Here is a 25,572-nt window from a genome sequence, read left to right as displayed (position 1 = left end):
ATCATGTGTACGACCGAAACCTGTAGGAGCAGGGCTTGTCGGATCGCCGCACCGCCGCGAAGAGGTCCTCAAGCCTGACAAAACTCCACCGGCAAACTTCGTCCTCCCCCGATGATGGAAAACAATAACAATGACCACCTACACCCATCTTTATATCAACGGCGACTGGGTCGTCCCCCATGGCAGCGGCGTCGCCGAAGTCATCAACCCGGCCACCGAAGCCGTGACCGGACAAGTCCCCCTCGGCGATGAGCGTGACGTCGAACGCGCCGTCACCGCCGCCCGCCGGGCTTTCTCCAACTGGTCACGAACCCCGGCCAGTGAACGTGCCGGCTATATCCGCGCACTGGGCCAACAACTCAAGGCCCGCGCCGGCGAAATGGCCGCGCTGATCACCGCCGAACTGGGTATGCCGGTGCAATGGTGCCAGTCGGTCCAGGTCGACGGCCCGCTGGAAGGCCTGCTCAGCTACACCGAAATAGCCGCGCTGATGGAGCAACAACGGGAAGTCGGCAACTCCCTGGTGATCCGCGAGGCGGTGGGCGTCTGCGCCTTTATCAATCCATGGAATTACCCGCTGCATCAATTGATCGGCAAGCTCGCGCCGGCTCTCGCGGCAGGCTGCACGGTGGTGGTCAAGCCGAGCCAGGAAACCCCGCTGCATGCGTTCCTGCTGGCTGAAATGATTGACGCCATCGGCCTGCCGGGCGGGGTCTTCAACCTGGTCAGCGGCCCCGGCGCCAAGGTCGGCGAAGCCCTGGCCCGGCACCCGGACGTGGACATGGTCTCGTTCACCGGCTCTACCGCCGCCGGTGTGCGGGTATCGATGGCCGCCGCACCGACGGTCAAGCGGGTCTGCCTGGAGCTGGGGGGCAAGTCGCCCTTTCTGATCACCGCCGATGCCGATCTCGGCGCCGCCGTGCGCCATGGCGTGCAGGACGTGATGATCAACTCCGGGCAGACCTGCACCGCCTTGACCCGCATGCTGATTCCCCGCAGTCGCTACGCCGAGGCGCTGGAACTGGCGCGGGCCGAAAGCGAAAGCCTCAAGGTCGGCGATCCCCTGGACCCACGGAGCTTTCTCGGGCCCATGTGCTCGGCGTCCCAGCGCCGCACCGTGCTCGATTACATCCGTGTCGGCCAGCAGGAGGGCGCCCGGCTGTTGAGTGGCGGCGATGCCTTGCCAAGCGAGCTGGAGCGCGGCTTCTACGTGCGCCCCACGCTGTTTGCCGATGTCGATAACGGCATGCGCATCGCCCAGGAAGAAATCTTCGGCCCGGTACTCTGCCTGATGCCCTACGAGGACGAGGAACAGGCCATACGCCTGGCCAATGAATCGCCCTTCGGCCTGTCCAGCGCGGTCTGGGCCGGCACCCCGGCCCGGGCCCTGGAACTGGCGCGCGGGTTGCGCGCCGGCCAGTGCTTCGTCAATGGCGCGGCCTTCAACTACCGCGCGCCATTCGGCGGCTACAAGCAATCGGGCAACGGTCGCGAATGGGGTGAGGAAGGGCTGGCGGAGTTTATCGAAACCAAAGCGATCCAGTGCTGAAAAACGGCGCGACTGTCGTGAAAACGACCTGTTTACGCTGAACACGAAGCGGACCTATTTTTCCTGTTGAACGACTGTTCAGCTTCGTCTATGTTGGCTCCATCCCGGCGGGTTGCGGGCTTGCGTTTCTTCAAATTCGAACGAGGCACTGGCATGCGGTTTTCACCTTTTGTTGAGCGGATCTCGGGTGACGGTGTGGCCGCCTGGGACATTCATCACGCGGCGTTCGAAGCCCAGCGTCGCGGCGAGGATGTGATCATCCTCAGCGTCGGCGATCCGGATTTCCCCACCCCCGATTTCATCACTGAAGCGGCCATCCAGGCCCTTCGCGAAGGCGACACCCACTACACCGAAATCGCCGGTCGCCTGGCCCTGCGCGAAGCCATCGCCGCGCGCTACAGCCAGCGCCTGGAGCGCCCGCTGCAAGCTGAAAACGTCATCACCGTGGCCGGTGCGCAGAACGCCTTGTTCATCACCTCGCTGTGCCTGCTCAGCGCCGGTGACGAGGTGATTGCCCTGGACCCGATGTACGTGACCTACGAGGCGACCCTCAAGGCTTCCGGCGCGACCCTGGTGCGGGTGCCCTGCGCGGCGGACGGCGGTTTTCGCCTCGATGCCGCGCGGCTGGCCAAGGCCATCACGCCACGCACCCGGGCGATCTTTTTCTCCAATCCGAACAACCCCACCGGCGTGGTACTCAGCCGCGAAGAGCTGCAAGGCATCGCCGACCTGGCCATCGCCCATGATCTCTGGGTGGTGGTCGACGAGGTGTACGAAAGCCTGGCATTCGAGCGCGAGCATGTCAGCCTGGCGGCGCTGCCGGGCATGGCCGAGCGCTGCGTGACCGTCGGCAGCCTGTCCAAGTCCCACGCCATGACCGGCTGGCGGATCGGCTGGATCATCGCCGACCCGGTGCTGGTCGCCCATGCCGAAAACCTGGTGTTGAGCATGCTCTACGGCCTGCCGGGATTTGTCATGGAGGCCGCGCTCAAGGCGGTACTGGCCCATGACGAAGTGACCCGGGGGATGAGCGAGATCTATCGCCGCCGCCGTGATCTGGTGGTGGCGGGTTTGTCCGATTGTCCAGGCATTACCGTACTCAAGCCCGATGCCGGCATGTTCGTGCTGGTGGACGTGCGCGAGACCGGCCTGACCTCCCTGGAATTCGCCTGGCGGCTGTTTCGCGAAGCCGGGGTCTCGGTACTCGATGCGGCGGCTTTCGGTGAGCCGGCGCAAGGTTTTGTGCGGATCTCCTTCACCCTCGGTGAAGAACGCCTGGCCCAGGCCTGCCAGCGTATCCGCGAGTTTGTCCGGGTGCTCAAGGGCGAGCCCCCGCGGCCAGTGATCAATGGCGTGAAGGTTGAAAGCCTTGCGCAACCTGTCGCGACCAGGACCATGATCGAGGTCGACCGCCTGCACAAACGCTTCGGCAATATCGAGGTGCTCAAGGGCGTGTCCCTGACGGCCCGCGAGGGCGAGGTGATCTCGCTGATCGGCGCCAGCGGCTCGGGCAAGAGTACCTTGCTGCGCTGTATCAATATGCTCGAAGTGCCGGACCAGGGCCGTATCCTGGTGGACGGCGAAAGCATCCACCTGAACTTCGACCGCCCCGGCGCGCCGTTGGTGGCCGACGCCAAGCAACTGGTACGCATCCGCTCCAGCCTGGGCATGGTGTTCCAGAACTTCAATCTCTGGCCCCATCGCACGGTGCTGGAAAACCTCATCGAAGCGCCGACCCAGGTCCTGCGTGAGAGTCGGGCCGAGGCCATTGAACGGGCCGAAGCCTTGCTTGAGCGTGTGGGCCTCGCGGCCAAGCGCAACGAGTACCCGGCGTTTCTCTCCGGGGGACAGCAACAACGGGTGGCCATCGCCCGGGCCCTGGCCATGCGGCCCAAGGTCATGCTGTTCGATGAACCCACCTCGGCACTCGACCCGGAACTGGTCGGGGAAGTGCTGCGGGTGATCCGCTCCCTCGCCGAAGAAGGCCGGACCATGATCCTGGTGACCCATGAGATGGCCTTCGCACGCGATGTCTCTTCCAAAGTCGCCTTTCTGCATCAAGGGCTGATCGAGGAAACCGGTTCGCCGGATGACGTGTTCGTACACCCACGCAGCGAGCGTTGCCGACAATTCGTCAACGCTCATCAGACTCGCTAACGCAACATAAAAAGACGGGACAACATCATGGGAAATCGACGTTTGGCAAACTGGTTGACGGGCGTGGCCTGTGTCCTGCTGGCCGGCATGAGTGCGGCGCAGGCCGCGCCTATCCGCTTCGCGGTCGCGGCCGAACCCTATCCGCCGTACACCGAGAAGCAGGCCAACGGTGAGTGGAAGGGTTTTGAAGTCGACCTGATCCACAAGCTGTGCAGTGAAATGAAAGCCGAGTGCGAGATCAAGGAAGTGGCCTGGGACGGGATCATCCCCTCGCTGCTGGCGAAGAAGATCGATGTGATCTTCTCCTCCATGTCGGTGACCGAGGAGCGGGAAAAGCAGATCGCCTTCAGCAAGGCCTACTACGATTCGGTGATCGCGATTGTCGGGCCCAAGGGCGCTTCGGTGAAGAAGTACCCGGATGACCTCAAGGGCAAGATCATCGGTGTACAGAACTCCACCGTGAGTGCCAGCTACCTGAAGGCCTACTACGAGAAGATCGCCGACGTGAAGTACTACGACACCCAGGACTCGGCCAACGCCGACCTGATTGCCGGGCGTATCGACCTGATGATGGCGGACGGCACGGCCATGACGGCCTTCGTCCAGACTCCGGATGCCAAGGACCTGGCCTACCTGGGCGCGGTGCCCTATGACCCGATCTTCGGCAAGGGCGTGGGCGCCGGTCTGCGCAAGGAAGACACCGACCTCAAGGCGCGTCTCGACAAGGCGATCAAGACCTTGCTGGCGAGCAAGGACTACGACGATCTCTCCCAGCACTATTTTGGTACCAGTGTGAAACCTGCGTTCTGACGGTGATGCTGTTCGGCCCGGCCTAAACACACAACCTACGGAAAACGCAGAACCTGTAGGAGCAGGGCTTGCCCGCGAAGGGGCCCTCGAGGGCGCCAGAAGCTTCGCGGGCAAGCCCTGCTCCTACAGACTGAGGTGGCGCTTTCAAGACCACCGACTGGAGAGCCAGCGATGTTCGAATTGATCGATTTCAGCGAACAGGGATGGGGCAGTGCGCTGTTGAAGGGGCTCTGGATGACCCTGCAGATATCGGCCGGGGCCTTTGCGGTCGGGCTGTTCATCGGTTTGGTGGTGGCCTGCCTCAAGCTGGGCGCGCCGAAACCGATCGCGGCGCTGATGCGCGGCTACACCACGTTGTTCCGGGCGGTTCCGGAGTTGTTGCTGATCCTCTTGCTGTACTACGTCGGTTCCATGCTGCTCAACTCGCTGATGGCCCGGCTCGGCTATGACGCGCTGAATGTCAGCGGCCCGCTGGCGGCGATCCTGGTGCTGGGGCTGGTCCAGGGTGCCTATGCCTCGGAGATTTTCCGCGCGGCGATCCAGGCGATTCCCTTCGGTCAGATCGAAGCGGCGAAGGCCTTCGGCTTGAGCGGTTTCGGTCTGTTCCGCCGGGTCACCTTGCCGATCATGGCGCCCTACGCCATGGCCGGGATGGCCAACCTGTGGATCAACCTGATCAAGGACAGTGCGTTGATCAGCGTGGTCGGCACCAACGAGCTGTTGTACACCGCCAAGCAGGGCGCGGGATCGACGCGCCACTACCTGTTGTTCTACCTCACGGCTGCCGCGCTGTATTACGCGGTGACGCTGGTGTCCAACTACCTGTCGGGACGGCTTGAGCGACGGATCCGTCGCTGGATGCCTTTGGCTGAGTGAATGAAATGATTCCAGAGTGGACACTCGAATACGCGGCGTTGTTGGGCCGTGGACTGCAAACGACCATCAGCCTGTTGCTGATTTCCAGCGTGCTGGGCTTCGGGCTGGCGGTGCTGGTGGCCCTGGCCCGGATGTCGAAAAACCGCCTGGTCGCCAAGGCCAGCCTGTTCTACACCAGCGTGCTGCGCGGGACGCCGCTGCTGATCCAGATCTACATCTTCTACTACGGGCTGGGCAGTCTGTTCGCGCAGTTTCCGTTGATGCGCGGCAGCTTTCTCTGGCCTTACCTGCGGGACGGCTACTGGTACATCGTGTTCGCCCTGGTGCTGTCGGTGGGCGCCTATGTCGGCGAGGTGATTCGTGGCGGGTTGCTGGCGGTGCCCAAGGGCGAGATGGAAGCGGCCTCGGCCTTCGGCATGACCCCGCGCCAGTCGTTGTTGCGGGTGCGCCTGCCGCGGGCCATGCGCTTGTTGCTGCCGACCCTGGCCGGGGAGACGGTGATGCTGCTCAAGTCCACGGCGCTGGCTTCGACCATTGCGGTGATCGATCTGCTGGGGGCGGCCAACGTGGTCCGGGCGCAGACATTGCAGGTCTACCAGCCGTTGCTGCTGGTGGCCGGGGTCTATGTCTGCCTGACCTTTCTGATCGAGGCGCTGTTTGCCTTTGCCGAACGGCGCGGAACGCCGATGCGCAGGTCGGTGTGATGAACCATACGCCACGGGTCGACCGTTCGTTGCAGGGCATTGGCCTGTGCACGCTGGGCTATGCCTTCCTGGCCTTGCAGGATGCGGCCATCAAGTGGCTGGTGGCGGATTATTCGGTCATTACCGTGCTGTTCTGGCGCGGCCTGGTGGTGGTCGCGGCCTGCCTGCTGGCCGGGCGCCTGCGTCTGGTGCGCAGTGCCTGGCAGTCGCCGAGCCGACGCCTGCTGGTGGTGCGCGGGTTGCTCTCGATCGTCGCCTGGCTGCTGTATTACACGGCGGCGCGGGACCTGACCCTGGCGGAGATGACCACCCTGTATTTCTCCGCGCCGATCATGGTCACGGTGCTGGCGGCGCTGATCCTCAAGGAGCGCGCCACGGGCTGGCAATGGTTCACCCTGATCATCGGTTTTGTCGGTGTGATGATCGCTTGTCGCCCGAGCAATATGACCGACCCCTGGCCCATCGTGCTGACGCTGCTGGCGGCGCTGTGCTGGGCCTTTACCTACATCCAGCTACGGCAGGTGGATGAGCAGACCTCGGTGCTGGAACAGATGCTGATCACCAACGTGGTGTTTGTCATCTGCATGGCCCTGGCGCTGCCCTGGACCCATACACCACCATCGACCCCGGCCTGGCTGGGGATGCTCGGCGCGGGGCTGGTGGGCGGGATCGGCCAGTTCCTGTTGTTCGCCAGTTTCCAGCGGGCCACCGCGACCCTGCTGGCGCCGTTCGAGTACACCGGGCTGATCTGGGCATTCCTGCTCTCGAGCCTGATCTGGGGCACGCTGATGGACCTGTCGCTGATTATCGGTGCCGGGCTGATTGCCCTCAGCGGCACCCTGGCGATGGTCTTCGGCCGCCACGCCTCACAGGACGTCGTCGGCGCCGAATGCTCCGTGACGCAACCCCTTTACCCAGCAGCGGCAGATGTGCAGCCCGTTGGCGGGACTGAAGGTCTCGGGGTTGAGGCACCACTCGAGCCAGAGTCCGTCGAGCATCGCCGATAGGCCGATGGCGGCCAGGCGGCTGTCATGGATCGTGAAACCTTCGGTGCTGGCCAGGTCGTCGAGCAGTTGGCGGATCAGGTCGAGGTAGGCGCGGTAGCTTTTTTCATGGGACTGGCTGACGTGTTCGGAGTGGCGGATCAGGCTCCAGAACACCACCCAGACCCCGAGCAATTGCGGGTCCATGATCCGTGGCGAGAAGGACCCGACCAGGAAGGCTTCGAGCTTGTCCGCGGCGCTGCCGGCCTGGCGGACCTCTTCGAGCAGGGTGCTGGTCAGTTCGCTGGCGAGCTTGTGGTAGGTGTCGGCGATCAGTGCATCGATGCTGCCGAAATGGTGGTTGAGCAGGCCGACGGAGACGCCGGCCTCGGTGGCGATACGCCGGACGGAAATGCCGGCATGTCCGTCCCGGGCCAGGCAGCGCAGGGCGGCGGCGATCAAGAGGTCGCGACGCTCGTCAGGTTCGGCGCGGCGAAATTTTCGGGTGTCGGTGCTCACGGGAATCCTTGGGTTCGAGGCCAGGTTGGCGAGCTTAGTTGAACGTACGTTCAATTTCCACTGTCGAGGCTGACGATGGATTGATTTTCAACGTTTATGAGAAGAGGGCAAGGTTATGGCGCGGGATATTTCGTTCAGCATCCGGGGCAATAACGGTGAGGACTTGAAGGTTGGCGCCTGGCGTTTCGAGGGCCGCGGCGAGGGGCCGAAGGTGCATTTACAGGCCGGGGTACATGCCGATGAGATCGCCGGCATGCTGGTGCTGCACCTGTTGATGCCACGCCTTCAACAAGCCGAGTCCGAGGGCCGCCTCAAGGGCCGTGTAACCGTGGTGCCCCAGGCCAACCCGTTGGGTATCGGGCAGTTTCGCCATGGACGGATTCTCGGGCGCTTTCATGAGGGCACCGGGCAGAACTTCAATCGCTCATTCGACCAGTCGCAGGCGCTGGTGCGGCCGGCGACCAATGTCCAGCACTGGCAAAAATGCCTGGTGGAACTGGCGGCCACGGCGGACCTGGTGCTCGACCTGCACACCGACGACGAAGCGTTGCCCTATGTCTATATCCACCGTGCGTTCTGGCCCAAGGGCCAGGCATTGGCGGCGGCGCTGAAGATGGACCTGGCGATCATCTGGGATGACGGCGGCGACGGTTCCTTCGAGGAAACCCTTATCGCCCCCTGGCTGCGCGACGGCGATACCGCGCAACGTTTTGCCGCGACCCTGGAGTTGCGCGGACAGGGCGATGTCAGCGATCACCTGGCCGGGCAGGATGCTGATGGCCTGTATGCCTGGCTGTGTGCCGTCGGGGTGATCGACGAGGCACCGCCGTTGCTGGATTGGCCGGTGCAGGCGGTGGAGATGGGGCATATGGAGACAATCCTGGCGCCACGGCCAGGGGTGCTGGTCTTTGAAAAGGAACTGGGTGACTTCGTCGAGGAAGGGCAGCGTTTTGCCCGGATCGTCGGGCGCCCCGGGGACGCCGCTTCCGAGGTGATCCTGCAGGCGGCCCAGGCCGGGCGAATGGTCACCCGCCACCGCGACCGCCTGATCGCGCAAGGTTCGGTGGCGGCGAAATTCACTGGCAGCCGGGTGTCGCACAACTGGACGGGCGGATTGCTCGATCCCAACTAGCCCGCCGGCAACCCTGTTTTTTACACGGCCATGCCCATGGCCGGCTTGTTGCCCGTCGTTGCGCTCGACTGGCTCAGCAGGCCGGCATGGCGACTGCGCAGGGCGTGCACCTCCAGGGCAAGATTGTCCATGAAGGTCCGGCCCCGGGGCGTGAACTCGTCACAGGCCTCAAGTTCCGGCAGGGCCTTGATCAGGCCACGCAGGATGTCGAGCATCCGCTCTTCGGCCCGTTGCATTTCCGAGGCCGGGCGCTGGCGCACGCGCTCCAGGTATTTGACCTGGGCAAGCGCGGCGAAGAAGGCATGGACATAACCATGGAGATCGCGCTGCAGGCCGGACCAGGGCAGGCTGAACAGGCGTTCCCCGGCGCGTTGCTCATCGATGATCGGGCAGACCTCGACCAGGCTGTACAACAGTTGGTGGGTGGTTTCATGGACCAGCGATTCTTCGATTTCAAGAATCGAGTGGTCCTTGGCCGAAAGCAGGATAACGCCGGTGTAGCGCGCCGCCGAACAGCTGCGGAAGGTGCTGTCGGGCAGGTAGCAGATCAGCTTGACCAGGTGCCGGAACTGCTCGTAGCAGGCCGGCCAGGTATTGGCGATACGCGACAGGGCAACGCTGACCACGTCGCGGAAAAAGTGCAGGGAGTAACCACTGTGCTCCAGGTGTTTGCGGGTGCTTTCGTCTTCGGGGAACTCATAGCTGGGCGGTGTCGCGGCGGCGATCAGCGGATCGACATTGAAGCGGCGGATCGGCGGATGGTTCGAATACTTGTGATCGACCGCCGTCTGGGTAATGCGTTGCAGCACTGCCGGCAACTCCAGGAGCATATCCTGCAAGGAAGCGGTGTTGTCCGCCTGTTTGGTCAGTACCGCGTTGGCATGTTGAAACGCCAGGGCCATCCAGATCTGGAACACCGGATCGTTGATGATCAGGCGGCGCTGGGTGACCGGCAGCAGGATCAGGTGCACCGCACTGGAGAAAAACGGATCGAGCCTGGGATTGCCCTCGAAACGCTGGAAGCATTCGGCATAGAGTGCGGCGAAGGTGCTGTAGCGCTGTTGGCTGAGTCGATCGAGCAAACGGTGAAAACGGTCCGGGGTGGCATCGGGCAAGAACGTGTTGTATTGGAACAGTTCGTCGAGCTGGGATTGCAATCGGGTGGTCATGTCGGTGTCCTCGGGATATCACTCGATAGATGACGGGCGCGCAATAACCCTCCTTCAGGAAAGAGAGGCGTCAGAATGTAAAGTGTCGGCAGTGCTCGGGGAGGCGAACATTAATAGCCGTTCGTTGAAAATTTATTTAATAAGGCCTGACAAACGCTTCATGATATTTATATCGGCGATATGTCTCGGACGCTGGCGCGGGCTTAATCGGTTCGAACCTGTTGCTGGTCGAAACTGGCGCGAGCCGTGAGCGGGCTGTGCAGGGCTTTCGAGGCCGCCACCAATTGCGCAAGGTCCAGGCCCTTGAGCGCCACCACTTCGTCGATCCGCAGGGGCATATCCAGGTCTTTACCGGCGTTGCCTGGATTGATATGCAACTGCGCGGCGAATGATTCATCGCTTATTGCTCTGTTCAACATAATGGCGAGACGTTCCTGAGAGTGGATGTTGGAATGGGGCATGTCGGTCTCCGGATAACGGTTGAAACTTTTATAGAAGAGCAGGCCAGGGGGGCTGTTTTCAATGGAGGATGCCCGAGTGAATATAGCAAGATGATTTCATTTTTCAATATGTGCTTATTGATTTTATGGAGTCTGAATAGGGTGGATTCGAAGAGTTGTTGGTTATGGTTGTAAGAAAGAAGCTTCAATATTTTATGGGTGAGATAGTTCTGTAGCTTTATTCTTATATAAAAAGTGGAAACCTATTCCGATATTCGGACCTGGCCATTGGCTTTCACGAAGCGGGTATGGGTAAGCCCGTGTCTCGACTGATGGCTCTTGTCAGGGAAATCCCACAGGAGTACAAATGTACTCCATGACGACTTTAACTCCCCGCCGTACCGCCATCCTGACCTTTATCCGCGAGCGCATCGTGCGTAACGGCCAGCCCCCGAGCCTTGCCGAGATCGCCGAGGCCTTTGGTTTCGCCTCCCGCAGCGTGGCACGCAAGCACGTGGTGGCTTTGGCCGAGGGCGGTTTTATCGAGGTCAACGCCCATCAGGCGCGAGGCATCCGCCTGCTCGATCAGGCGCCCCGGGCCGCGTTGCTGGATATCCCGCTGCTGGGCCGGGTCGCGGCGGGCCGGCCGATCGATGTCGATGCCCAGGAGCATCGCCGCCTGCTGCTCGACCCCGCCCTGTTTTCCCGGGCGCCGGATTACCTGCTGCAGGTGCAGGGCGACTCGATGATCGGCGATGGCATTCTTGACGGTGACCTGGTGGCGGTACGCCGCACGGGCGAGGTGCGCAACGGCCAGATCGTCGTGGCCCGGCTGGAAGGCGAGGTCACCATCAAGCGCTTCGAACGGACGGCCGCGGGCATCCGCCTGTTGCCGCGCAACCCGGCCTATGAGCCTATCGTTGTCGATCCCGAGCACCAGGAGTTGTCCATCGAAGGCGTGTTCTGCGGTCTGGTACGGCCGGCATGAGGGGCGCGGTGGTGGCCTTGGATACGCTGCTCGACGAGCGGCGGGTGTGGAGAGGCCGGGCGGGCGCGCCGCTGGCTGAGCCGCAGTCCGATCGCCAGCCCAGCGGCCACGCGACCCTCGACGCCGCTTTGCCCGGCGGTGGCTGGCCGCCGGCAGCGTTGACGGAAATCCTGATTGCCGGGGAGGGTGTCGGTGAGTTGCAACTGGTCTGGCCGACCCTGGCGCGGCTGTCGGCTCGGGGCGAGCGCATTGTCCTGGTGGCACCGCCCCATGTGCCCTATCCCCAGGCGTGGTTGAACGCGGGGGTGGACCTGCGGCAGTTGTCGGTGATCCAGGCGCCGCCGCGGGATGCCTTGTGGGCCGCCGAACAATGCCTGCGTTCCGGCAGTTGCGGCGCGGTCCTGTGCTGGCCGCAACAGGCGGATGACCGGGCTCTGCGGCGTTTGCAGGTGGCGGCGGAAACCGGCCAGACCCTGGCCTTCGCCTATCGCTCGCTGGAGGAGGCGATCAACCCGTCGCCGGCGGCCCTGCGGATTGCCGTCGAGGGCCGGCCCGCGCAATTGCGGGTGCTCAAGTGCCGGGGCGGGTTGGCCCATTCGGCGCCGATTGCCTTCAGCACCGGGCATTGAGGCGGGTATGCGTTGGGTCTGTATTGTTTTTCCGCAATTGGCACTGGACGGGGTGCTGCGGCGAACCCCTGAGCCTGACGCGCCGCTGGCACTGTTGACGGGTTCGCCGCAACGCCGGGTGGTGCAGGCGGTGAATGCGTCGGCGCGGGCCTTGGGCCTGTGTCCCGGTCAATCGCTGACCGCCGCCCATGCCTTGACCAAGGCCTTTGCCAGCGCCGAATACGATCCCGCCGAAATCGAACAGTGGCAGCAGTTTCTCGCCGCCTGGGCCTATCGCTTCAGTTCCCAGGTCAGCCTGCGGTATCCGCGGGCCTTGCTGTTCGAGATCGAATCCAGCCTGGGCCTGTTCGGACCCTGGCCGCAATTGGAAGCGCGCTTGCGTGAAGAACTGACCGGCCTGGGCTTTCGTCACCGGATCGTGGTCGCGCCCAATCCGGCGGCGGCCCGGGTCCTGGCCAATGCCTACGATGGTCTGGCCCTGGCGGACAACGGGTCCTTGCGCCAGGCCCTGGGGCAGATGCCGATCGACCGGGTCGGGTTGGAAAAAGAGGCGGCCACGGCTTTGTCGCGCATGGGACTGCGGACCCTGGCGCAAGTGCTGGCCTTGCCCCGGCATAGCCTGGCGCGGCGCTTCGAGGCGTCGTTGCTCAAACACCTCGACACCTTGCTCGGCGAGCGGCCGCTGGCCCTGGCGTTCTACCTGCCGCCGGATCGCTTCGTGGCGCGGATCGAGTTGAATTTCGACGTGACCTCGAATCAGGCCTTGCTGTTTCCCTTGCGTCGCCTGACCGGAGATCTGTCGGCGTTTCTCTGTGGGCGTGACAGCGGTGTGCAGCGCTTCGAATTGATCCTGGAACATGCCGGGGTCGCGGACACGCGGATCAAGGTCGGCCTGCTGAGTGCCGAGCGTGACCCTTCGATGCTCTTCGAACTGGCCCGTGGGCGACTGGAGCAGGTCCAGGTCGAGGCGGCGGTGCGTGGTTTTCGCCTGGAGGCCGAGGACCTGCCGGCCTTTGTCCCGCAGCATCGCGAACTCTTCGACGAACGCCCGCAACAGTCTCTGCCCTGGGAGCAACTGCGCGAGCGCCTGCGCGCCCGGTTGGGTGATGACGCTGTTCAGGGCCTGCGTTTCCAGGCCGATCACCGCCCCGAATGCGCCTGGCAGCCGCTGCCGGCAAGCACCGCCGAGCCACTGGCGGCCGCCGGACCATTGCGCCCCGGCTGGCTGCTCAAAACGCCGTTGCCATTGCCCGAACAGGCGGCGCGGGTCCTGCTGGGGCCGGAGCGGATCGAGTCGGGCTGGTGGGACGGCTCGGATGTGCGCCGCGATTATTACCTGATCGAGACCCGTGCCGGTCGCCACGCCTGGGCCTATCGCACGGTGGGGGAAAGTGGCCCCTTGCTGTTGCAGGGCTGGTTCGCATGAGTGGCGAATACGCCGAGCTGCATTGCCTGTCGAACTTCAGTTTCCAGCGCGGGGCTTCCAGTGTCCGGGAGTTGTTCGAACGGGCCAAGGAGCAGGGCTATCAAGCCCTGGCGATCACCGATGAATGCACCCTGGCCGGGATTGTCCGGGCCTGGCAGGCCGCGCAGGACAGCGGTCTGCCGCTGATCATCGGCAGTGAAATGCGGATCGAGAATGGACCTCGGGTAGTGTTGCTGGTGGAAGACCTGCTGGGTTACCAGGCCCTTTGCCGATTGATCACCCAGGCCCGGCGTCGTTCGGACAAGGGTTGTTATCAAGTGCTGCGGGCGGACTTCGAGCAGGCGCTGCCTGGGCTACTGGCGTTGTGGCTGCCTGAACAGAGCATTAGCGACGTCGATGGCCGCTGGTTGCGCGAGCGTTTTCCCGAACGGCTATGGCTGGCGGTGGAACTGCATTGCGGCCAGGATGATGATCGACGTTTGGCGCGCTTGCTGGCCCTGGCCGACGAACTGGCGATTCGCGCCGTGGCCAGCGGCGATGTGCATATGCATGTGCGGGCCCGCCGTGCCCTGCAGGACACCATGACCGCCATTCGCCTGCACACCCGGGTGGCCGATGCCGGGCAGCAGTTGCATGCCAATGGCGAGCGACATCTGCGCAGCCTTGAGGCCTTGCGCGAGATTTATCCGACGTCCTTGCTGGCCGAAACCCAGGTCATTGCCCGGCGTTGCACCTTCGACCTCGGCCAGCTGCGCTACCAGTACCCCCGTGAGCTGGTGCCGGAAGGGCAGACCCCGACATCCTGGCTGCGGCATCTGACGGAGGAGGGCATCCGTCGACGTTGGCCGGAAGAGATCAATACCCGGGTTCGCGACCTGATCGAAAAAGAGCTGACACTGATCGCCGAGCTGGACTACGACAGTTATTTCCTGACGGTGCAGGATATCGTCGACTTCGCCCGCAGGCAGGGCATTCTCTGCCAGGGGCGCGGTTCGGCGGCGAACTCGGTGGTGTGTTATGCCCTGGGGATCACCGAGTTGAACCCGGATCGCACCAACATGCTGTTCGAGCGCTTCCTCTCCCGCGAGCGCAACGAACCACCGGATATCGATGTCGACTTCGAGCACGATCGCCGCGAAGAGGTACTGCAATACGTATTTCGGCGTTATGGCCGAAACCGCGCGGCGTTGACGGCGGTGGTCAGCACCTATCACGGCGCGGGGGCGGTGCGCGATGTGGCCAAGGCGCTGGGCCTGCCGCCGGATCAGATCAATGCCCTGGCCGACGCCTGTGGCCACTGGAGCGATGAGCCGCCGGCAGCGGAACGCCTGCGCGAAAACGGTTTCGATCCCGACAGCCCGGTGCTGCGCCGGGTCCTGGGGCTGACCCGGCAACTGATCGGCTTTCCCCGGCACCTGTCCCAGCATCCGGGCGGTTTCGTGATTTCCGAGCAACCGCTGGAGACCCTGGTCCCGGTGGAAAACGCCACCATGGCCGAACGGACGATTATCCAGTGGGACAAGGACGACCTGGACAAGGTCGGTCTGCTCAAGGTCGATGTCCTGGCCCTGGGCATGCTCAGCGCGCTGCGTCGCTGTTTCGACCTGGTGCATCAGTATCGCGGCGGGCCGCGCTGGACCCTGGCGAGCCTGCCGCCGGACGATAAGCCGACCTATGAAATGATCGGCCGGGCCGACACCATCGGCGTGTTCCAGATCGAGTCGCGGGCGCAGATGTCGATGCTGCCACGGCTCAAACCGAAGAATTTCTACGACCTGGTGATCGAGGTGGCGATTGTCCGGCCGGGGCCGATCCAGGGCGGCATGGTGCACCCGTACCTGCGCCGGCGAAACAAGGAGGAGCTTGCGACCTACCCGTCGCCGGAGCTGGAAGAGGTCCTGAAACGCACCCTGGGGGTGCCGCTGTTTCAGGAACAGGTCATGCAGATCGCGGTGGTGGCGGCGGACTACACCCCGGGCGAGGCCGATCAGTTGCGCCGCTCCATGGCCGCCTGGAAACGCCATGGCGGGCTTGAGCCGCACCGTCTGCGACTGGCCGAGGGCATGGCGAAGAACGGTTATGCGCCGGAATTTGCCGCGCAGATTTTCGAGCAGATCAAGGGTTTTGGCAGCTACGGTTTCCCCGAGTCCCATGCCGCCAGCTTTGCCTTGCTGACCTACGCCAGTTGCTGGTTGAAGTGCCATGAGCCGGCGGCGTTCGCTTGTGCGCTGATCAACAGCTGGCCGATGGGCTTCTACAGCCCGGATCAGATCCTCCAGGATGCCCGGCGGCATCAGTTGCAGATCCGTCCGGTGGATGTGCGGGCCAGCGATTGGGAGTGCAGCCTGGAGCCTGCCGATGGCCTGCAGCCGGCGTTGCGCCTGGGTTTACGTATGATTCGCGGGTTTCGCGAGGAGGACGCGCGGCGGATCGAGGTGGCACGCAAGGCAGGGGGCTTCGAGGATATCGCCGACCTGGGTGAGCGGGCGCGACTGGATACCCGGGCTCAGGAACTGCTGGCCGATGCCGGTGCCTTGCAGGGGTTGGCGGGCGACCGTTATCAGGCGCGCTGGGAAGTGGCTGGGGTCGAGGCGCAGCTTGGGCTGTTTGCCGGGTTGTCGAGGCAAACCGAAACCCCGGTGGCCTTGCCGCGCCCGAGTGTCGGCGAGGACCTGCAAGCGGATTACGCCAGTCTCGGCACGACCTTGGGGCCGCATCCGCTGGCGTTGTTGCGCGGGCAATTGCAAGCCATGCGCTGTCGCAGTTCGCGGGAACTGCTGGAGGTCGAACACGGGCGGCCGGTGAGCATTGTCGGCCTGGTCACCGGACGCCAGCGACCGGGCACGGCCAGCGGGGTGACCTTTGTCACCCTGGAGGACGAATTCGGCAACGTCAATGTGGTGGTCTGGCGCGACCTGGCCGAGCGGCAACGGCAAGTGCTGGTGGGCGCGCAGTTGCTGAAAGTCGACGGGCGCCTGGAATCCGAGGGCGACGTCCGGCATGTGATTGCCGGACGCCTGGGCGACCTGGGTTCACTGCTGGCGGATATCACCGTGCGCAGCCGGGATTTTCGCTGAGGTCTGGATATCAATCCTTCGGTTTGACCGTCGCCACATCGGACGCCTTGACCCGCACCTCTTTGCCGGAAATATCCTTGAACTCATAGAAACCATCGGCGGAGTGGGTTTGGGGTGTATCCCTGGTGATGTACTCGGTGCCGTTCTGCAAGGTCACCACCGTAGGCGTCGAACAGCCCGCCACGCTCAGGAATGTTGCTGCCAGCAATGGCAGACTGAGAATTTTCAGATACATGATGCCCTCTCTGTTTCAGTGATTGACGGTCCATGGCGCAGAAAAATCTCATGCCCGGCGCTACAGGCACGGCCACCGGCTGTGCCTATAATCAGCGCCCGGACGGGTGGAAGGTCCTGACCCGTTGCCGCATTCCCTACCGCTTGCTGGAAGCTTTCCATGACTGATCTTTCCGAGTTCACCATCACGCATAAATGGCCTGCACAACATCCAGACCGCCTCCAGCTCTATTCGTTGCCTACGCCCAACGGCGTCAAGGTTTCGATCCTGCTCGAAGAGCTGGGCCTGCCCTATGAAGCGCACCTGGTCAGTTTCGCCAGCAATGACCAGCTGACGCCGGAATTCATGGCGTTGAACCCCAACAACAAGATCCCGGCCATCATCGACCCCAACGGTCCCGACGGCCAGCCGCTGCCGTTGTTCGAGTCCGGGGCGATCCTGATCTACCTCGCCGAGAAAACCGGGCGCTTCATGTCCAAGGACCTGACGCGGCGCTATGAAACCATCCAGTGGGTGATGTTTCAGATGGGCGGTATCGGACCGATGTTCGGCCAGCTCGGTTTCTTCAATAAATTCGCCGGCAAGGACTACGAGGACAAGCGCCCGCGCGACCGTTACGTGGCCGAGAGCAAGCGCCTGCTGGGGGTGCTGGACCAGCGCCTGGAAAGCCGCCGCTGGATCATGGGCGACGACTACAGCATCGCCGATATCGCCACCTTCCCGTGGATTCGCAACCTGATCGGTTTCTACGAGGCCGGCGACCTGGTGGGCATCCAGGACTTCCCCCATGTGCTCCGCGCCCTGGAGCAGTTCGTGGCGCGCCCGGCGGTGATCAAGGGCCTGACCATTCCGTCGGCATAAAAAGATCGCGCGGCACTGTCACCCAGGGAGCACAGGGGAACTGCCGAAGGGCCTTCGGCAGTTTCTACAGTGAGTCCAGATGCTGGCCCAACATGCTCTTGAACGTCTGGAGGACGTCTTCGGCGATCTCGGCGGGCTCACGGGCCTTGAGCGATACGGCGATTTTCATCAGTTCCAGCAGCATCACCGCCGTCAGTGCATGGCGCTCGGCCGGCAGCGGCGGTTGTGCCTGGGCCAGCAGCCCGGTCAGCAGCGACAGCAAGCCTGAGCGCGTGGCGGCCTTGGCTTTCTTGTCGATATCGCGCCGCTCAGCCAGGGCGATAAACGCCGGATTCTCCTCCAGAAACAGCGACAACTCCTCCAGTATCCGCTCGGCTATCTGTCGTGGGCTCAGGTTGGGTGCCTGTGGCGCCAGGCTTTCGAGCCGGCCTCGGAGCATCTCCAGTTGCGCGCTGTGCAGGGCCTGGGCCAGCAGCGCCTTGGTGGGAAAGTACTGGTACAGCGAACCAATCGACGCCTGGGCCAGGGCGGCCACTTCGGTCATGGTCGCCGCGTCATAACCTTGTTCGGCAAAGACCCGGGCAGCGGCGGCCATCAGCTCGGCCACGCGCTGCTTGCCGCGTTCCAGGCGCGGCGTGTGGATGCTGACATTTTTTTTACTTGAAGTTTGTGAGGGCATCCTCATATCCTGATTGTGAGGCTATCCTCATATTCTAACCGCAGCTTCGCCGTTCGCGCTTGCCTGGTTGCGCAAGTCGACGTCCGTCGATCAGGAGATCATCATGTCGCTTACCCTCGATCCTCGTACCTGTGCCCTTGTGATCATCGACCTGCAGCAGGGGATCATGGCCATGCCGGTTGCCCCCCATACCTCGGAGGCGGTCGCCGAACGGGCCGCGCGGCTCGGTAAACACCTGACCCAGGCGGGTGGTTTGGTGGTTGCGGTGCGTGTGGGTTTCGCCAGCGACTACGCCGACAAGCTCAACCAGCCGGTGGATATGCCGATGGCCGTGCCGCCGGGCGGCCTGCCGGAAGACTGGGCGCTGCTGACCCCTGTGATCGCTGCCTTGAACGCCCCGGTGCAGATCACCAAGCATAACTGGAGTGCCTTCTACGGCACCGAACTGGATCTGCAATTGCGTCGTCGCGGGATTACCACTGTGATTGTCTGTGGTATCGCCAGTAACTCCGGGGTCGAATCCACCGCTCGGGATGCCTGGCACCACAACTACGCCGTGGTGGTGGCCGAAGACGCCTGCGCGGGCCTCGGCGAAGACACCCATCGTTTCTCCATGGAGAAGGTCATGCCGCGCATTGCCCGGGTCCGTTCGACCCAGGCGCTGATCGAGGCGTTGCCCATCCGTTGCTGATCAGCCCAGGCGCTCGGCCAGCAGCGGCAGCAACTGTTCGCACGAGGCTTCGAACTTGAAGTTCAGCAACTCATCGGCGCGGGTCTTGCCCAGGTTGATGGCGATCAGTGGCTTGCCGCGCTCGGCCATCAGCTTGCACAGGCGAAAGGCCGAGTAGGCCATCAGCGACGAGCCGATCACCAGCAACCCCGCCGCCTGCTCGGCGCTGGCCAGGGCCCTGGCAGCGGTGAGCGGGGCGACGTTTTCGCCGAAGAACACTACGTCGGGTTTCAAGCGATCGCCATCGCACTGCGGGCAGTGGGGTACTTGGAAGCGCGACTCGAAGGCGGCGTCCAGCAGGGTGTCGCCGTCGGGCGCCTGGACCGCCTCGATCCCCGTGAGATAGGGGTTCTGCGCCTCCAGCATAAGCTGGACGGCGTCACGCTCCAGGCGAGCGCCGCAATCCAGGCACAGGACCTTGTGCAGGCTGCCATGCAGCTCGATGACATCGTGACTGCCGGCCTGCTCATGCAGGGTATCGACGTTCTGGGTGATCAGGCCGCTGAGGCGGTGTTGCGCCTGCAGGCTGGCCAGCGCCCGGTGGGCGGCGTTCGGCCGGGCCATGCGCACCCGCGGCCAGCCGAGCATGGCCCTGGCCCAGTAGCGGCGCCGGGCCTGGGGCGAGCCGAGGAATTCCTGAATCATCATCGGCGGTTTACCCCTGCGCACGCCGTCGCTGTCACGGTAATCCGGGATGCCGGAAGAGGTGCTGATACCGGCGCCGGTGAGCACCAGAAAGGGCTGCTCGGCCATCAGTGGCAAGAGCGTTTCCAGGGCCGCGCTGACTTGCGGATCGGGCATGGGGACATCTCCGGTTATCGAGCGGCTGACACGGCGGTGATGGGGCCGTGCATGTCGTCGTGATCGAAGCTCAAGGATAGACGCAGGTGTGCTCAATCGTCCCGTGTCAGCACTTCCAGCAACTCGATTTCAAAGGTCAGGTCGGCACCTGGTGCGACGAGTGAGCCCATGCCGCATTCTCCGTAGGCCAGGTGCGCCGGCACGAACAATCGGCGTTTGCCGCCGACTTTCATGCCCATCAGGCCGATATCCCAGCCCTTTATCACTCGTCCTGTGCCGATCACGCACTGGAACGGCTTGCCACGGCTGTGGGACGAGTCGAACTCGCTGCCATCTTCGAGCGTACCGCGATAATGCGTGGTGATCAGCGCGCCCTTGACCACGGCCTTGCCGTCGCCTGGGCGGACGTCGGTGATCTGTAATTCGTTATTCATTGGTTCCTCTCCCGTTAATTGGCGCAGGGGCCCTGTCTGGCAGGCGTTTTCTCAGAATAAGGCTGATTTAGCAATGAGTTGTCGGCAATTCCCGGCCTGCAGGAGCGTTGGGGTAGCACGGTGCTTGAGGCGGTGCGTTTGAGCGGCGGCCGGAGTCATGGCCGGTTTCGGCGTTCATCAGTCGTTGATGGCCGAAACGGCGGCCCACTAAAAAAACATGGGCGCACGTTCAGTGTGGATTAAGATAGCCACTGGCCATTTAGTCATCGTGTGTCCATGTTCAAATCCCTTGGTTTTCAATCATGACCCCATGGCTTGAGGTCGTTGTCGTCGTGCCCGTGATCGCCTTGATCGCGGTGCTGTTTCGTCGTGAGCGCAAGGCTCGTCGGGAACTGGCCGAATGCCGGGCACTGTTGCAGCAGGTGAACGAATGTCACCGACGGGTCGAAGCCGCCGACGATGTCGAACGTTTCAAGCGCAGCCAGTACTTTGCCCGCATCGGCACCTGGGACTGGGACGTCGATACCGAGAAGCTCTACTGGTCGGAGGCCATCTACGGCATGTTCGGCTACAAGGTGGGCGAGGTGATCCCGTCCTACGAACTGTTCTGCGCCAGCGTGCACCCCGAAGACCGGGCCAGGGTGCGGGCCGGGGAGGCGCGTTGCATCGAGACCGGCGAGAACCACGACGAGGAATACCGGGTGATCTGGCCGGACGGCAGCGTCCACTGGTTGCGCGAGACCGGCAATGTGGTGAAGAACATCCATGACTCGGCGATCAAGATGATGGGGGTGGTGCGTGATATCACCGAGGAAAAGGCCTGGGCCAGCCAGTTGCATACCCTGGCCCACCACGACGCACTGACCGGGCTGCCCAATCGGCTGGTGCTGGAGGAGCGTTTGTCCAGGGCTCTGGAACGTGCCCGTACCCAGGCCTCCCGGGTGATCCTGGTGTTCCTCGACCTCAACGGTTTCAAGGACATCAACGATGTACACGGGCATGCGGCCGGTGATCGGATCCTGGTCACCACGGCAACCCGCCTGAAAAACCTGATGCGGACCTCGGATACGGTGGCGCGCATCGGTGGCGATGAGTTCGTGTTGGTCCTCGAAGGGCTGGCCCAGCAGGGCAACGGCCGGTTGGAGGAGGTTCACCTGCTGTGCGAGAAAATCCTCGTCGAGTTATCGATGCCGATTATTCTTGGCGCTCAACCGGTGCAGATCGGCTGCAGCCTGGGGGTGGGGGTATTCCCGGATCATGCGCCGAGCATGGATACGCTGATCCATACCGCCGACCTGGCGATGTACGAAGCCAAGCGCAGCGGCAACAACCAATACCGCTTCGGACGCCAGGCCGTGCATGCCGACTGAAGGTCTCCCGCCGGCGTGCGGCGTGGAGGACCGGGCATAAACGCATGTGGGACATGCACGTCGTCCAGGCTGCGATTTCCTGTCTGAATAGAGTATTGTGGTTGCCTGCGAAAAAAATGTCATAAGCCTGAGCGATTCAGGCGGTTATCAGATGATTGAGGGTGCCATGGGTCAGGAAAGCATTAACTGGGACAAGCTGGGTTTCGATTACGTCAAGACCGACAAGCGCTACCTGTCGTACTACCGTAACGGTGAGTGGGACAACGGTGTGCTGACCGAAGACAACGTCCTGCATATCAGCGAAGGTTCGACCGCGCTGCACTACGGCCAGCAGTGCTTCGAAGGCATGAAGGCCTACCGTTGCAAGGACGGTTCGATCAACCTGTTCCGTCCTGACCAGAACGCCGCGCGCATGCAACGCAGCTGCTCGCGCCTGCTGATGCCGCACGTACCGACCGATGTGTTTATCGAAGCCTGCAAGCAGGTGGTCCGCGCCAACGAACGTTTCATCCCGCCTTACGGCACCGGCGGCGCGCTGTACCTGCGCCCGTTCGTGATCGGCGTGGGCGACAACATCGGCGTGCGTACCGCGCCCGAGTTCATCTTCTCGATCTTCTGCATTCCGGTCGGCGCCTACTTCAAGGGCGGCATGAAGCCGCACAACTTCGTGATCTCCAGCTATGACCGTGCCGCTCCGCAAGGCACCGGCGCGGCCAAGGTCGGTGGCAACTATGCCGCCAGCCTGATGCCGGGCGCCGAGGCCAAGAAGCGCGGCTTCGCCGACAGCATCTACCTGGACCCGCTGACCCACTCGAAGATCGAGGAAGTCGGTTCGGCCAACTTCTTCGGCATCACCCGCAACAACGAGTTCGTCACGCCGAAGTCGCCTTCGGTCTTGCCGGGTATCACCCGTCTGTCGCTGATCGAACTGGCCGAATCGCGCCTGGGCCTGAAGGTCATCGAAGGCGATGTGCTGATCGACAAGATCGCCGACTTCAAGGAAGCCGGTGCCTGCGGTACCGCCGCGGTGATCACGCCGATCGGTGGCATCGAGTACAACGGCAAGCTGCACGTGTTCCACAGCGAGACTGAAGTCGGTCCGGTGACCCAGCGCCTGTACAACGAACTGACCGGCGTGCAGACCGGTGACGTCGAAGCCCCGGCGGGTTGGATCGTCAAGGTCTGATGCGTATGGCGGCCTGATCCGGGCAGTCTTCTGAAGAGCCCGACCTGAGCAATCAGGTCGGGCTTTTTTTGTATGTGTCGTCTTGCCACCGTGCCCTGTTCATTCAGAATGATTAAATATTTATTTTAAAAAATAATTTTAAATCATGCCTATTCTTTGTAAGGTAGAGCCAATGGGTCGTCGTGGCGATGACTGGCCCAAGGTGCCATTTACGATCGGTGCCCGTGGTTTCCCCTGACTGTTCAAAGAGGTGTGCTCATGACTTTCTGGTTGTTGCTGGCTGTGGCGGGGGCCTTGGCCCTGGGGTATCGGCAGGCGTCCGCGCGCTTGTGGTTGGCGGGCGTGCTGGTCTGGCTGGCCGGTGGTTATCTGTTCGGCGTGGTCGGGCCACTGGGCACCGCCATCGGTGCTCTGTTGCTCCTGGTCCCGGCCATGGTGCTGGCGGTCAGGCCCTTGCGCCGGGCCTTGCTCTCGCGCCGGGCCCTGGTCCTGTTCCGCCAGATCATGCCGGCCATGTCCGACACCGAACGCGCGGCGATCGAGTCCGGGACCGTCTGGTGGGACGCCGAGCTGTTCAGCGGCAAACCCCGTTGGCAGCGCCTGCTGGGCGCCGCGCCGGCACGTTTGAGCGCGCAGGAGCAAGCCTTCCTCGACAACGAGGTGGAAACCCTCTGCGACATGGCCAACGACTGGGAAACCACCCAGGTCTGGCAGGACCTGTCGCCCCAGGCCTGGCAGTACACCAAGGAGGCCGGCTTTCTCGGCATGATCATTCCCCGCCAATACGGCGGCAAAGGCTTCTCCCACTACGCGCACTCCCAGGTGGTGATGAAGCTCTCGACCCGCTGCTCGGCGGCGGCGATCTCGGTGATGGTGCCCAATTCCCTGGGCCCGGCCGAACTGCTCCTGCATTACGGCACCGAGGCCCAGCGCCAGTACTATCTGCCGCGCCTGGCCCGGGGCGAGGACATTCCCTGTTTCGCCCTCACCAGCCCCTACGCCGGTTCCGACGCCGGGGCGATTCCCGATCTCGGGGTGGTCTGCAAGGGCACTTTCGAAGGCCAGGAAGTGCTGGGTTTCAGCGTGACCTGGGACAAGCGCTATATCACCCTGGGGCCGATTGCCACGGTGCTCGGCCTGGCGTTCCGCGCCGAAGACCCGGATGGCCTGCTGGGCAGTCCGGGCAGCCTGGGGATTACCTGCGCGCTGATCCCCACGTCCCATCCGGGGGTACAGCACGGTCGCCGGCACTGGCCGCTCAACGCGGTGTTCCAGAACGGGCCGACCCAGGGCAAGGATGTCTTTATTCCCCTGGAATGGGTGATTGGCGGTCGTGAGCAGGTCGGCAATGGCTGGCGCATGCTGATGGAGTGCCTGGCCGCCGGCCGGGCGATTTCGTTGCCCTCGGCGAATGTCGGCCTGGGCAAGGTCGCCGTGCGCGGGACCACGGCCTATGCCGCGATGCGTAAACAGTTCGGCCTGCCCATCGGCAAGTTCGAAGGCGTGCAGGCGCCACTGGCGCGCATGGCCGGGCATCTGTATGCCTGTGATGCGGTGCGCAAGGTTTCGGTGGCGGCCCTGGATGCCGGCGAGAAACCCTCGGTGATCTCCGCTATCGCCAAGTACCACGTGACCGAGCGGGCCCGGGCCATTGTCAACGACGGCATGGACATCGCCGCCGGCAAGGGCATCTGCATGGGGCCGAACAATTTCCTGGCCCGGGCCTACCAGCAAAGCCCGATTGCCATCACGGTGGAGGGCGCGAATATCATGACCCGCTGCCTGATCATCTACGGCCAGGGGCTGATTCGCTGCCATCCCTACGTGTTGCGTGAAATGGAGGCGGCGCGGCGCCAGGGGCCTGAAGGGCTGGAAGCTTTCGACAGGGCGATGTTCGGGCATATCGGCTTTGTCCTGGCCAACACCGTCCGGGCCGCTGTGCACGGGTTGACGGCGGGGCGGTTGCTCAAGGCCCCGGTTAAAACCGATCCGGCCCTGGCCCCTTACTACCGGCAGATCGAACGCCTGTCGGTGGTGCTGGCGCTGGTTTCGGATATTTCCATGGGCGTGCTGGGCGGGGCGCTGAAACGCAAGGAAAGCATCACCGGGCGGCTCGGCGATATTCTCTCGCAGCTGTACATCCTGTCCTGCGTCCTCAAGCGCTTCGAGGACGACGGCCGGCCCCGGGCGGACCTGCCCCTGGTGCACTGGGCGGCTCAGGATGCCCTGTGGCGGGCCCATGAAGCCTTGAGTGAAACCCTCGACAACTATCCTTCGAAAGCCGCCAGCCGAGTGATTCGCGGCCTGGCGTTTCCGTTCGGCATTGTCCTGCGCAAACCTTCCGACCGGTTGCTGGCGGAAGTCGCCGAGCTGGTGCAAACCCCCGGCGAGAGCCGCGACCGGCTGTTGGCCGACTCCTATATGCCGCAGCCGGATATCGACAAGCTGGCCTACGGTGAACTGGCATTCCGGCTGCAGCCCCAGGTGGATCTGATCGAAGCACACCTGAAACCGGCCGTGCGCCAAGGGCTGCTCGCGCCGTTGCCGATTTCCCGCGAGGCATTTGCGCCCTGGCGGACCCAGGCCCTGGCCGCGCAACTGATCAGCGGCGAGGAGGGTGAGCTGCTCGGGCGCTATGTTGAATATGCCGACCATGCAATCCAGGTGGATGATTTTCCCCAGGACTTTGGTCTGTTGGAGGCGTTGCAGCGGCGCCAGGCGCATATCGATCAGGCGGACAAGAGCCTGGGCAAGCGTCGGGTGGCCGCGGGCAACCCGGTTTAATGATGTTTCTCGGGTTTTTATCGGAATCTATTC

At 63.3% G+C, this 25,572-nt stretch carries 22 protein-coding genes and 1 pseudogene; 16 read left to right on the top strand and 7 right to left on the bottom strand.

All coding sequences use genetic code 11. The features are described 5' to 3' along the window. Positions 1 to 130 precede the first annotated feature (130 nt). The 6 genes from HX830_RS02265 (at position 131) to HX830_RS32000 (ending at position 7,103) form a co-directional block, all read left to right on the top strand. Positions 131 to 1,549, top strand: coding sequence for an aldehyde dehydrogenase family protein (locus HX830_RS02265; protein WP_177098838.1), 1,419 nt, complete (start codon positions 131 to 133; stop codon positions 1,547 to 1,549). 153 nt (positions 1,550 to 1,702) lie between these two features. Next, positions 1,703 to 3,706: an aminotransferase class I/II-fold pyridoxal phosphate-dependent enzyme gene (locus tag HX830_RS32315; protein WP_177098837.1), complete on the top strand. Its 2,004-nt coding sequence runs from the start codon at positions 1,703 to 1,705 to the stop codon at positions 3,704 to 3,706. 27 nt (positions 3,707 to 3,733) lie between these two features. Continuing rightward, a complete protein-coding gene (locus HX830_RS02255; RefSeq protein WP_152739563.1) occupies positions 3,734 to 4,516 on the top strand; it encodes a transporter substrate-binding domain-containing protein in 783 nt (260 codons plus the stop codon). Positions 4,517 to 4,687: 171 nt separating this feature from the next. After that, on the top strand, positions 4,688 to 5,392 hold the full coding sequence (locus HX830_RS02250; protein WP_103497210.1) for an ABC transporter permease: 705 nt from the start codon (positions 4,688 to 4,690) through the stop codon (positions 5,390 to 5,392). Between the two features lie 5 nt (positions 5,393 to 5,397). Then, entirely contained in the window at positions 5,398 to 6,096 is a 699-nt protein-coding gene (locus tag HX830_RS02245) for an ABC transporter permease (RefSeq protein ID WP_103497232.1), read from the top strand. After that, positions 6,096 to 7,103, top strand: coding sequence for a DMT family transporter (locus HX830_RS32000; RefSeq protein ID WP_256350371.1), 1,008 nt, complete (start codon positions 6,096 to 6,098; stop codon positions 7,101 to 7,103). Before HX830_RS02245 ends, HX830_RS32000 begins: the two co-directional genes overlap by 1 nt. On the opposite strand, the pseudogene HX830_RS02240 reads toward HX830_RS32000, so the two are convergent. Beyond that, positions 7,059 to 7,598 (bottom strand): annotated as a pseudogene (locus tag HX830_RS02240) (TetR/AcrR family transcriptional regulator); the annotation flags it as partial. The gene HX830_RS32000 and the pseudogene HX830_RS02240 sit on opposite strands and share 45 nt — an antisense overlap. A gap of 115 nt (positions 7,599 to 7,713) precedes the next feature. Between HX830_RS02240 and HX830_RS02235 the strand changes: the two are divergent. Further along, entirely contained in the window at positions 7,714 to 8,730 is a 1,017-nt protein-coding gene (locus HX830_RS02235) for a succinylglutamate desuccinylase/aspartoacylase domain-containing protein (RefSeq protein ID WP_177098835.1), read from the top strand. A 20-nt stretch (positions 8,731 to 8,750) separates the two neighbouring features. On the opposite strand, the gene HX830_RS02230 is transcribed toward HX830_RS02235, so the two are convergent. Then, the gene (locus tag HX830_RS02230; protein WP_177098834.1) at positions 8,751 to 9,899 is read right to left on the bottom strand and encodes an aKG-HExxH-type peptide beta-hydroxylase; all 1,149 of its coding nucleotides are present in this window, start codon (positions 9,897 to 9,899) and stop codon (positions 8,751 to 8,753) included. Between the two features lie 203 nt (positions 9,900 to 10,102). Further along, positions 10,103 to 10,360, bottom strand: coding sequence for an Os1348 family NHLP clan protein (locus HX830_RS02225; protein WP_177098833.1), 258 nt, complete (start codon positions 10,358 to 10,360; stop codon positions 10,103 to 10,105). Between the two features lie 346 nt (positions 10,361 to 10,706). On the opposite strand from HX830_RS02225, the gene lexA reads away from it, so the two are divergent. The 4 genes from lexA to HX830_RS02205 are packed head-to-tail and all read left to right on the top strand — an operon-like array spanning position 10,707 to position 16,459. Beyond that, complete coding sequence (gene lexA / locus HX830_RS02220) at positions 10,707 to 11,327, top strand: transcriptional repressor LexA (protein WP_103497216.1); 621 nt, start codon at positions 10,707 to 10,709, stop codon at positions 11,325 to 11,327. Further along, positions 11,324 to 11,956, top strand: coding sequence for a translesion DNA synthesis-associated protein ImuA (gene imuA / locus HX830_RS02215; protein ID WP_177098832.1), 633 nt, complete (start codon positions 11,324 to 11,326; stop codon positions 11,954 to 11,956). The genes lexA and imuA overlap by 4 nt, the downstream gene beginning before the upstream one ends. 7 nt (positions 11,957 to 11,963) lie before the next feature. Then, entirely contained in the window at positions 11,964 to 13,382 is a 1,419-nt protein-coding gene (locus tag HX830_RS02210; protein WP_177098831.1) for a Y-family DNA polymerase, read from the top strand. After that, positions 13,379 to 16,459, top strand: coding sequence for an error-prone DNA polymerase (locus tag HX830_RS02205; RefSeq protein WP_177098830.1), 3,081 nt, complete (start codon positions 13,379 to 13,381; stop codon positions 16,457 to 16,459). The genes HX830_RS02210 and HX830_RS02205 overlap by 4 nt, the downstream gene beginning before the upstream one ends. A gap of 10 nt (positions 16,460 to 16,469) precedes the next feature. On the opposite strand, the gene HX830_RS02200 is transcribed toward HX830_RS02205, so the two are convergent. Beyond that, a complete protein-coding gene (locus tag HX830_RS02200; protein ID WP_103497220.1) occupies positions 16,470 to 16,694 on the bottom strand; it encodes a YgdI/YgdR family lipoprotein in 225 nt (74 codons plus the stop codon). Positions 16,695 to 16,853: 159 nt separating this feature from the next. Between HX830_RS02200 and HX830_RS02195 the strand changes: the two genes are divergently transcribed. Further along, on the top strand, positions 16,854 to 17,555 hold the full coding sequence (locus HX830_RS02195) for a glutathione S-transferase N-terminal domain-containing protein (RefSeq protein WP_103497221.1): 702 nt from the start codon (positions 16,854 to 16,856) through the stop codon (positions 17,553 to 17,555). 64 nt (positions 17,556 to 17,619) lie between these two features. Here HX830_RS02195 and HX830_RS02190 read toward each other — a convergent pair whose 3' ends face one another. Continuing rightward, positions 17,620 to 18,234, bottom strand: a complete 615-nt coding sequence (locus HX830_RS02190) for a TetR/AcrR family transcriptional regulator (RefSeq protein ID WP_177098829.1) — start codon at positions 18,232 to 18,234, stop codon at positions 17,620 to 17,622. A gap of 103 nt (positions 18,235 to 18,337) precedes the next feature. Between HX830_RS02190 and HX830_RS02185 the strand changes: the two genes are divergently transcribed. Continuing rightward, entirely contained in the window at positions 18,338 to 18,925 is a 588-nt protein-coding gene (locus tag HX830_RS02185) for a hydrolase (RefSeq protein WP_177098828.1), read from the top strand. Here the strand turns inward: HX830_RS02185 and HX830_RS02180 are convergent, their stop codons facing one another. Continuing rightward, positions 18,926 to 19,765, bottom strand: a complete 840-nt coding sequence (locus HX830_RS02180; protein ID WP_152739550.1) for an NAD-dependent protein deacetylase — start codon at positions 19,763 to 19,765, stop codon at positions 18,926 to 18,928. It abuts the gene before it with no gap. Between the two features lie 92 nt (positions 19,766 to 19,857). After that, on the bottom strand, positions 19,858 to 20,199 hold the full coding sequence (locus HX830_RS02175; RefSeq protein WP_103497225.1) for an FKBP-type peptidyl-prolyl cis-trans isomerase: 342 nt from the start codon (positions 20,197 to 20,199) through the stop codon (positions 19,858 to 19,860). A gap of 302 nt (positions 20,200 to 20,501) precedes the next feature. Here HX830_RS02175 and HX830_RS02170 point away from each other — a divergent pair, with 302 nt between their 5' ends. The 3 genes from HX830_RS02170 (at position 20,502) to HX830_RS02160 (ending at position 25,539) form a co-directional block, all read left to right on the top strand. After that, the gene (locus HX830_RS02170; RefSeq protein ID WP_103497226.1) at positions 20,502 to 21,569 is read left to right on the top strand and encodes a sensor domain-containing diguanylate cyclase; all 1,068 of its coding nucleotides are present in this window, start codon (positions 20,502 to 20,504) and stop codon (positions 21,567 to 21,569) included. 166 nt (positions 21,570 to 21,735) lie between these two features. Next, positions 21,736 to 22,755, top strand: coding sequence for a branched-chain amino acid aminotransferase (locus tag HX830_RS02165; protein ID WP_103497233.1), 1,020 nt, complete (start codon positions 21,736 to 21,738; stop codon positions 22,753 to 22,755). Positions 22,756 to 23,013: 258 nt separating this feature from the next. Then, on the top strand, positions 23,014 to 25,539 hold the full coding sequence (locus HX830_RS02160) for an acyl-CoA dehydrogenase (protein ID WP_103497227.1): 2,526 nt from the start codon (positions 23,014 to 23,016) through the stop codon (positions 25,537 to 25,539). Positions 25,540 to 25,572: the final 33 nt, after the last annotated feature.

Source organism: Pseudomonas gingeri, from assembly GCF_013385425.1.
Lineage (GTDB): Bacteria > Pseudomonadota > Gammaproteobacteria > Pseudomonadales > Pseudomonadaceae > Aquipseudomonas > Aquipseudomonas gingeri_D.
The sequence above is the reverse complement of the archived record's forward strand: the minus strand, read 5'-3'. Positions and strand labels throughout refer to the sequence as shown.

Bases quoted from the DNA above. Each gene is read 5' to 3' on its own strand.
- lexA (WP_103497216.1), top strand. From the start codon at position 10,707: ATGTACTCCATGACGACTTTAACTCCCCGCCGTACCGCCATCCTGACC.
- HX830_RS02255 (WP_152739563.1), top strand. From the start codon at position 3,734: ATGGGAAATCGACGTTTGGCAAACTGGTTGACGGGCGTGGCCTGTGTC.
- HX830_RS32315 (WP_177098837.1), top strand. From the start codon at position 1,703: ATGCGGTTTTCACCTTTTGTTGAGCGGATCTCGGGTGACGGTGTGGCC.
- HX830_RS02175 (WP_103497225.1), bottom strand. From the start codon at position 20,199: ATGAATAACGAATTACAGATCACCGACGTCCGCCCAGGCGACGGCAAG.
- HX830_RS02230 (WP_177098834.1), bottom strand. From the start codon at position 9,899: ATGACCACCCGATTGCAATCCCAGCTCGACGAACTGTTCCAATACAAC.
- HX830_RS32000 (WP_256350371.1), top strand. From the start codon at position 6,096: ATGAACCATACGCCACGGGTCGACCGTTCGTTGCAGGGCATTGGCCTG.
- HX830_RS02210 (WP_177098831.1), top strand. From the start codon at position 11,964: ATGCGTTGGGTCTGTATTGTTTTTCCGCAATTGGCACTGGACGGGGTG.
- HX830_RS02245 (WP_103497232.1), top strand. From the start codon at position 5,398: ATGATTCCAGAGTGGACACTCGAATACGCGGCGTTGTTGGGCCGTGGA.
- HX830_RS02265 (WP_177098838.1), top strand. From the start codon at position 131: ATGACCACCTACACCCATCTTTATATCAACGGCGACTGGGTCGTCCCC.
- imuA (WP_177098832.1), top strand. From the start codon at position 11,324: ATGAGGGGCGCGGTGGTGGCCTTGGATACGCTGCTCGACGAGCGGCGG.
- HX830_RS02185 (WP_177098828.1), top strand. From the start codon at position 18,338: ATGTCGCTTACCCTCGATCCTCGTACCTGTGCCCTTGTGATCATCGAC.
- HX830_RS02195 (WP_103497221.1), top strand. From the start codon at position 16,854: ATGACTGATCTTTCCGAGTTCACCATCACGCATAAATGGCCTGCACAA.
- HX830_RS02170 (WP_103497226.1), top strand. From the start codon at position 20,502: ATGACCCCATGGCTTGAGGTCGTTGTCGTCGTGCCCGTGATCGCCTTG.
- HX830_RS02235 (WP_177098835.1), top strand. From the start codon at position 7,714: ATGGCGCGGGATATTTCGTTCAGCATCCGGGGCAATAACGGTGAGGAC.
- HX830_RS02225 (WP_177098833.1), bottom strand. From the start codon at position 10,360: ATGCCCCATTCCAACATCCACTCTCAGGAACGTCTCGCCATTATGTTG.
- HX830_RS02200 (WP_103497220.1), bottom strand. From the start codon at position 16,694: ATGTATCTGAAAATTCTCAGTCTGCCATTGCTGGCAGCAACATTCCTG.
- HX830_RS02165 (WP_103497233.1), top strand. From the start codon at position 21,736: ATGGGTCAGGAAAGCATTAACTGGGACAAGCTGGGTTTCGATTACGTC.
- HX830_RS02205 (WP_177098830.1), top strand. From the start codon at position 13,379: ATGAGTGGCGAATACGCCGAGCTGCATTGCCTGTCGAACTTCAGTTTC.
- HX830_RS02250 (WP_103497210.1), top strand. From the start codon at position 4,688: ATGTTCGAATTGATCGATTTCAGCGAACAGGGATGGGGCAGTGCGCTG.
- HX830_RS02160 (WP_103497227.1), top strand. From the start codon at position 23,014: ATGACTTTCTGGTTGTTGCTGGCTGTGGCGGGGGCCTTGGCCCTGGGG.
- HX830_RS02190 (WP_177098829.1), bottom strand. From the start codon at position 18,234: ATGCCCTCACAAACTTCAAGTAAAAAAAATGTCAGCATCCACACGCCG.
- HX830_RS02180 (WP_152739550.1), bottom strand. From the start codon at position 19,765: ATGCCCGATCCGCAAGTCAGCGCGGCCCTGGAAACGCTCTTGCCACTG.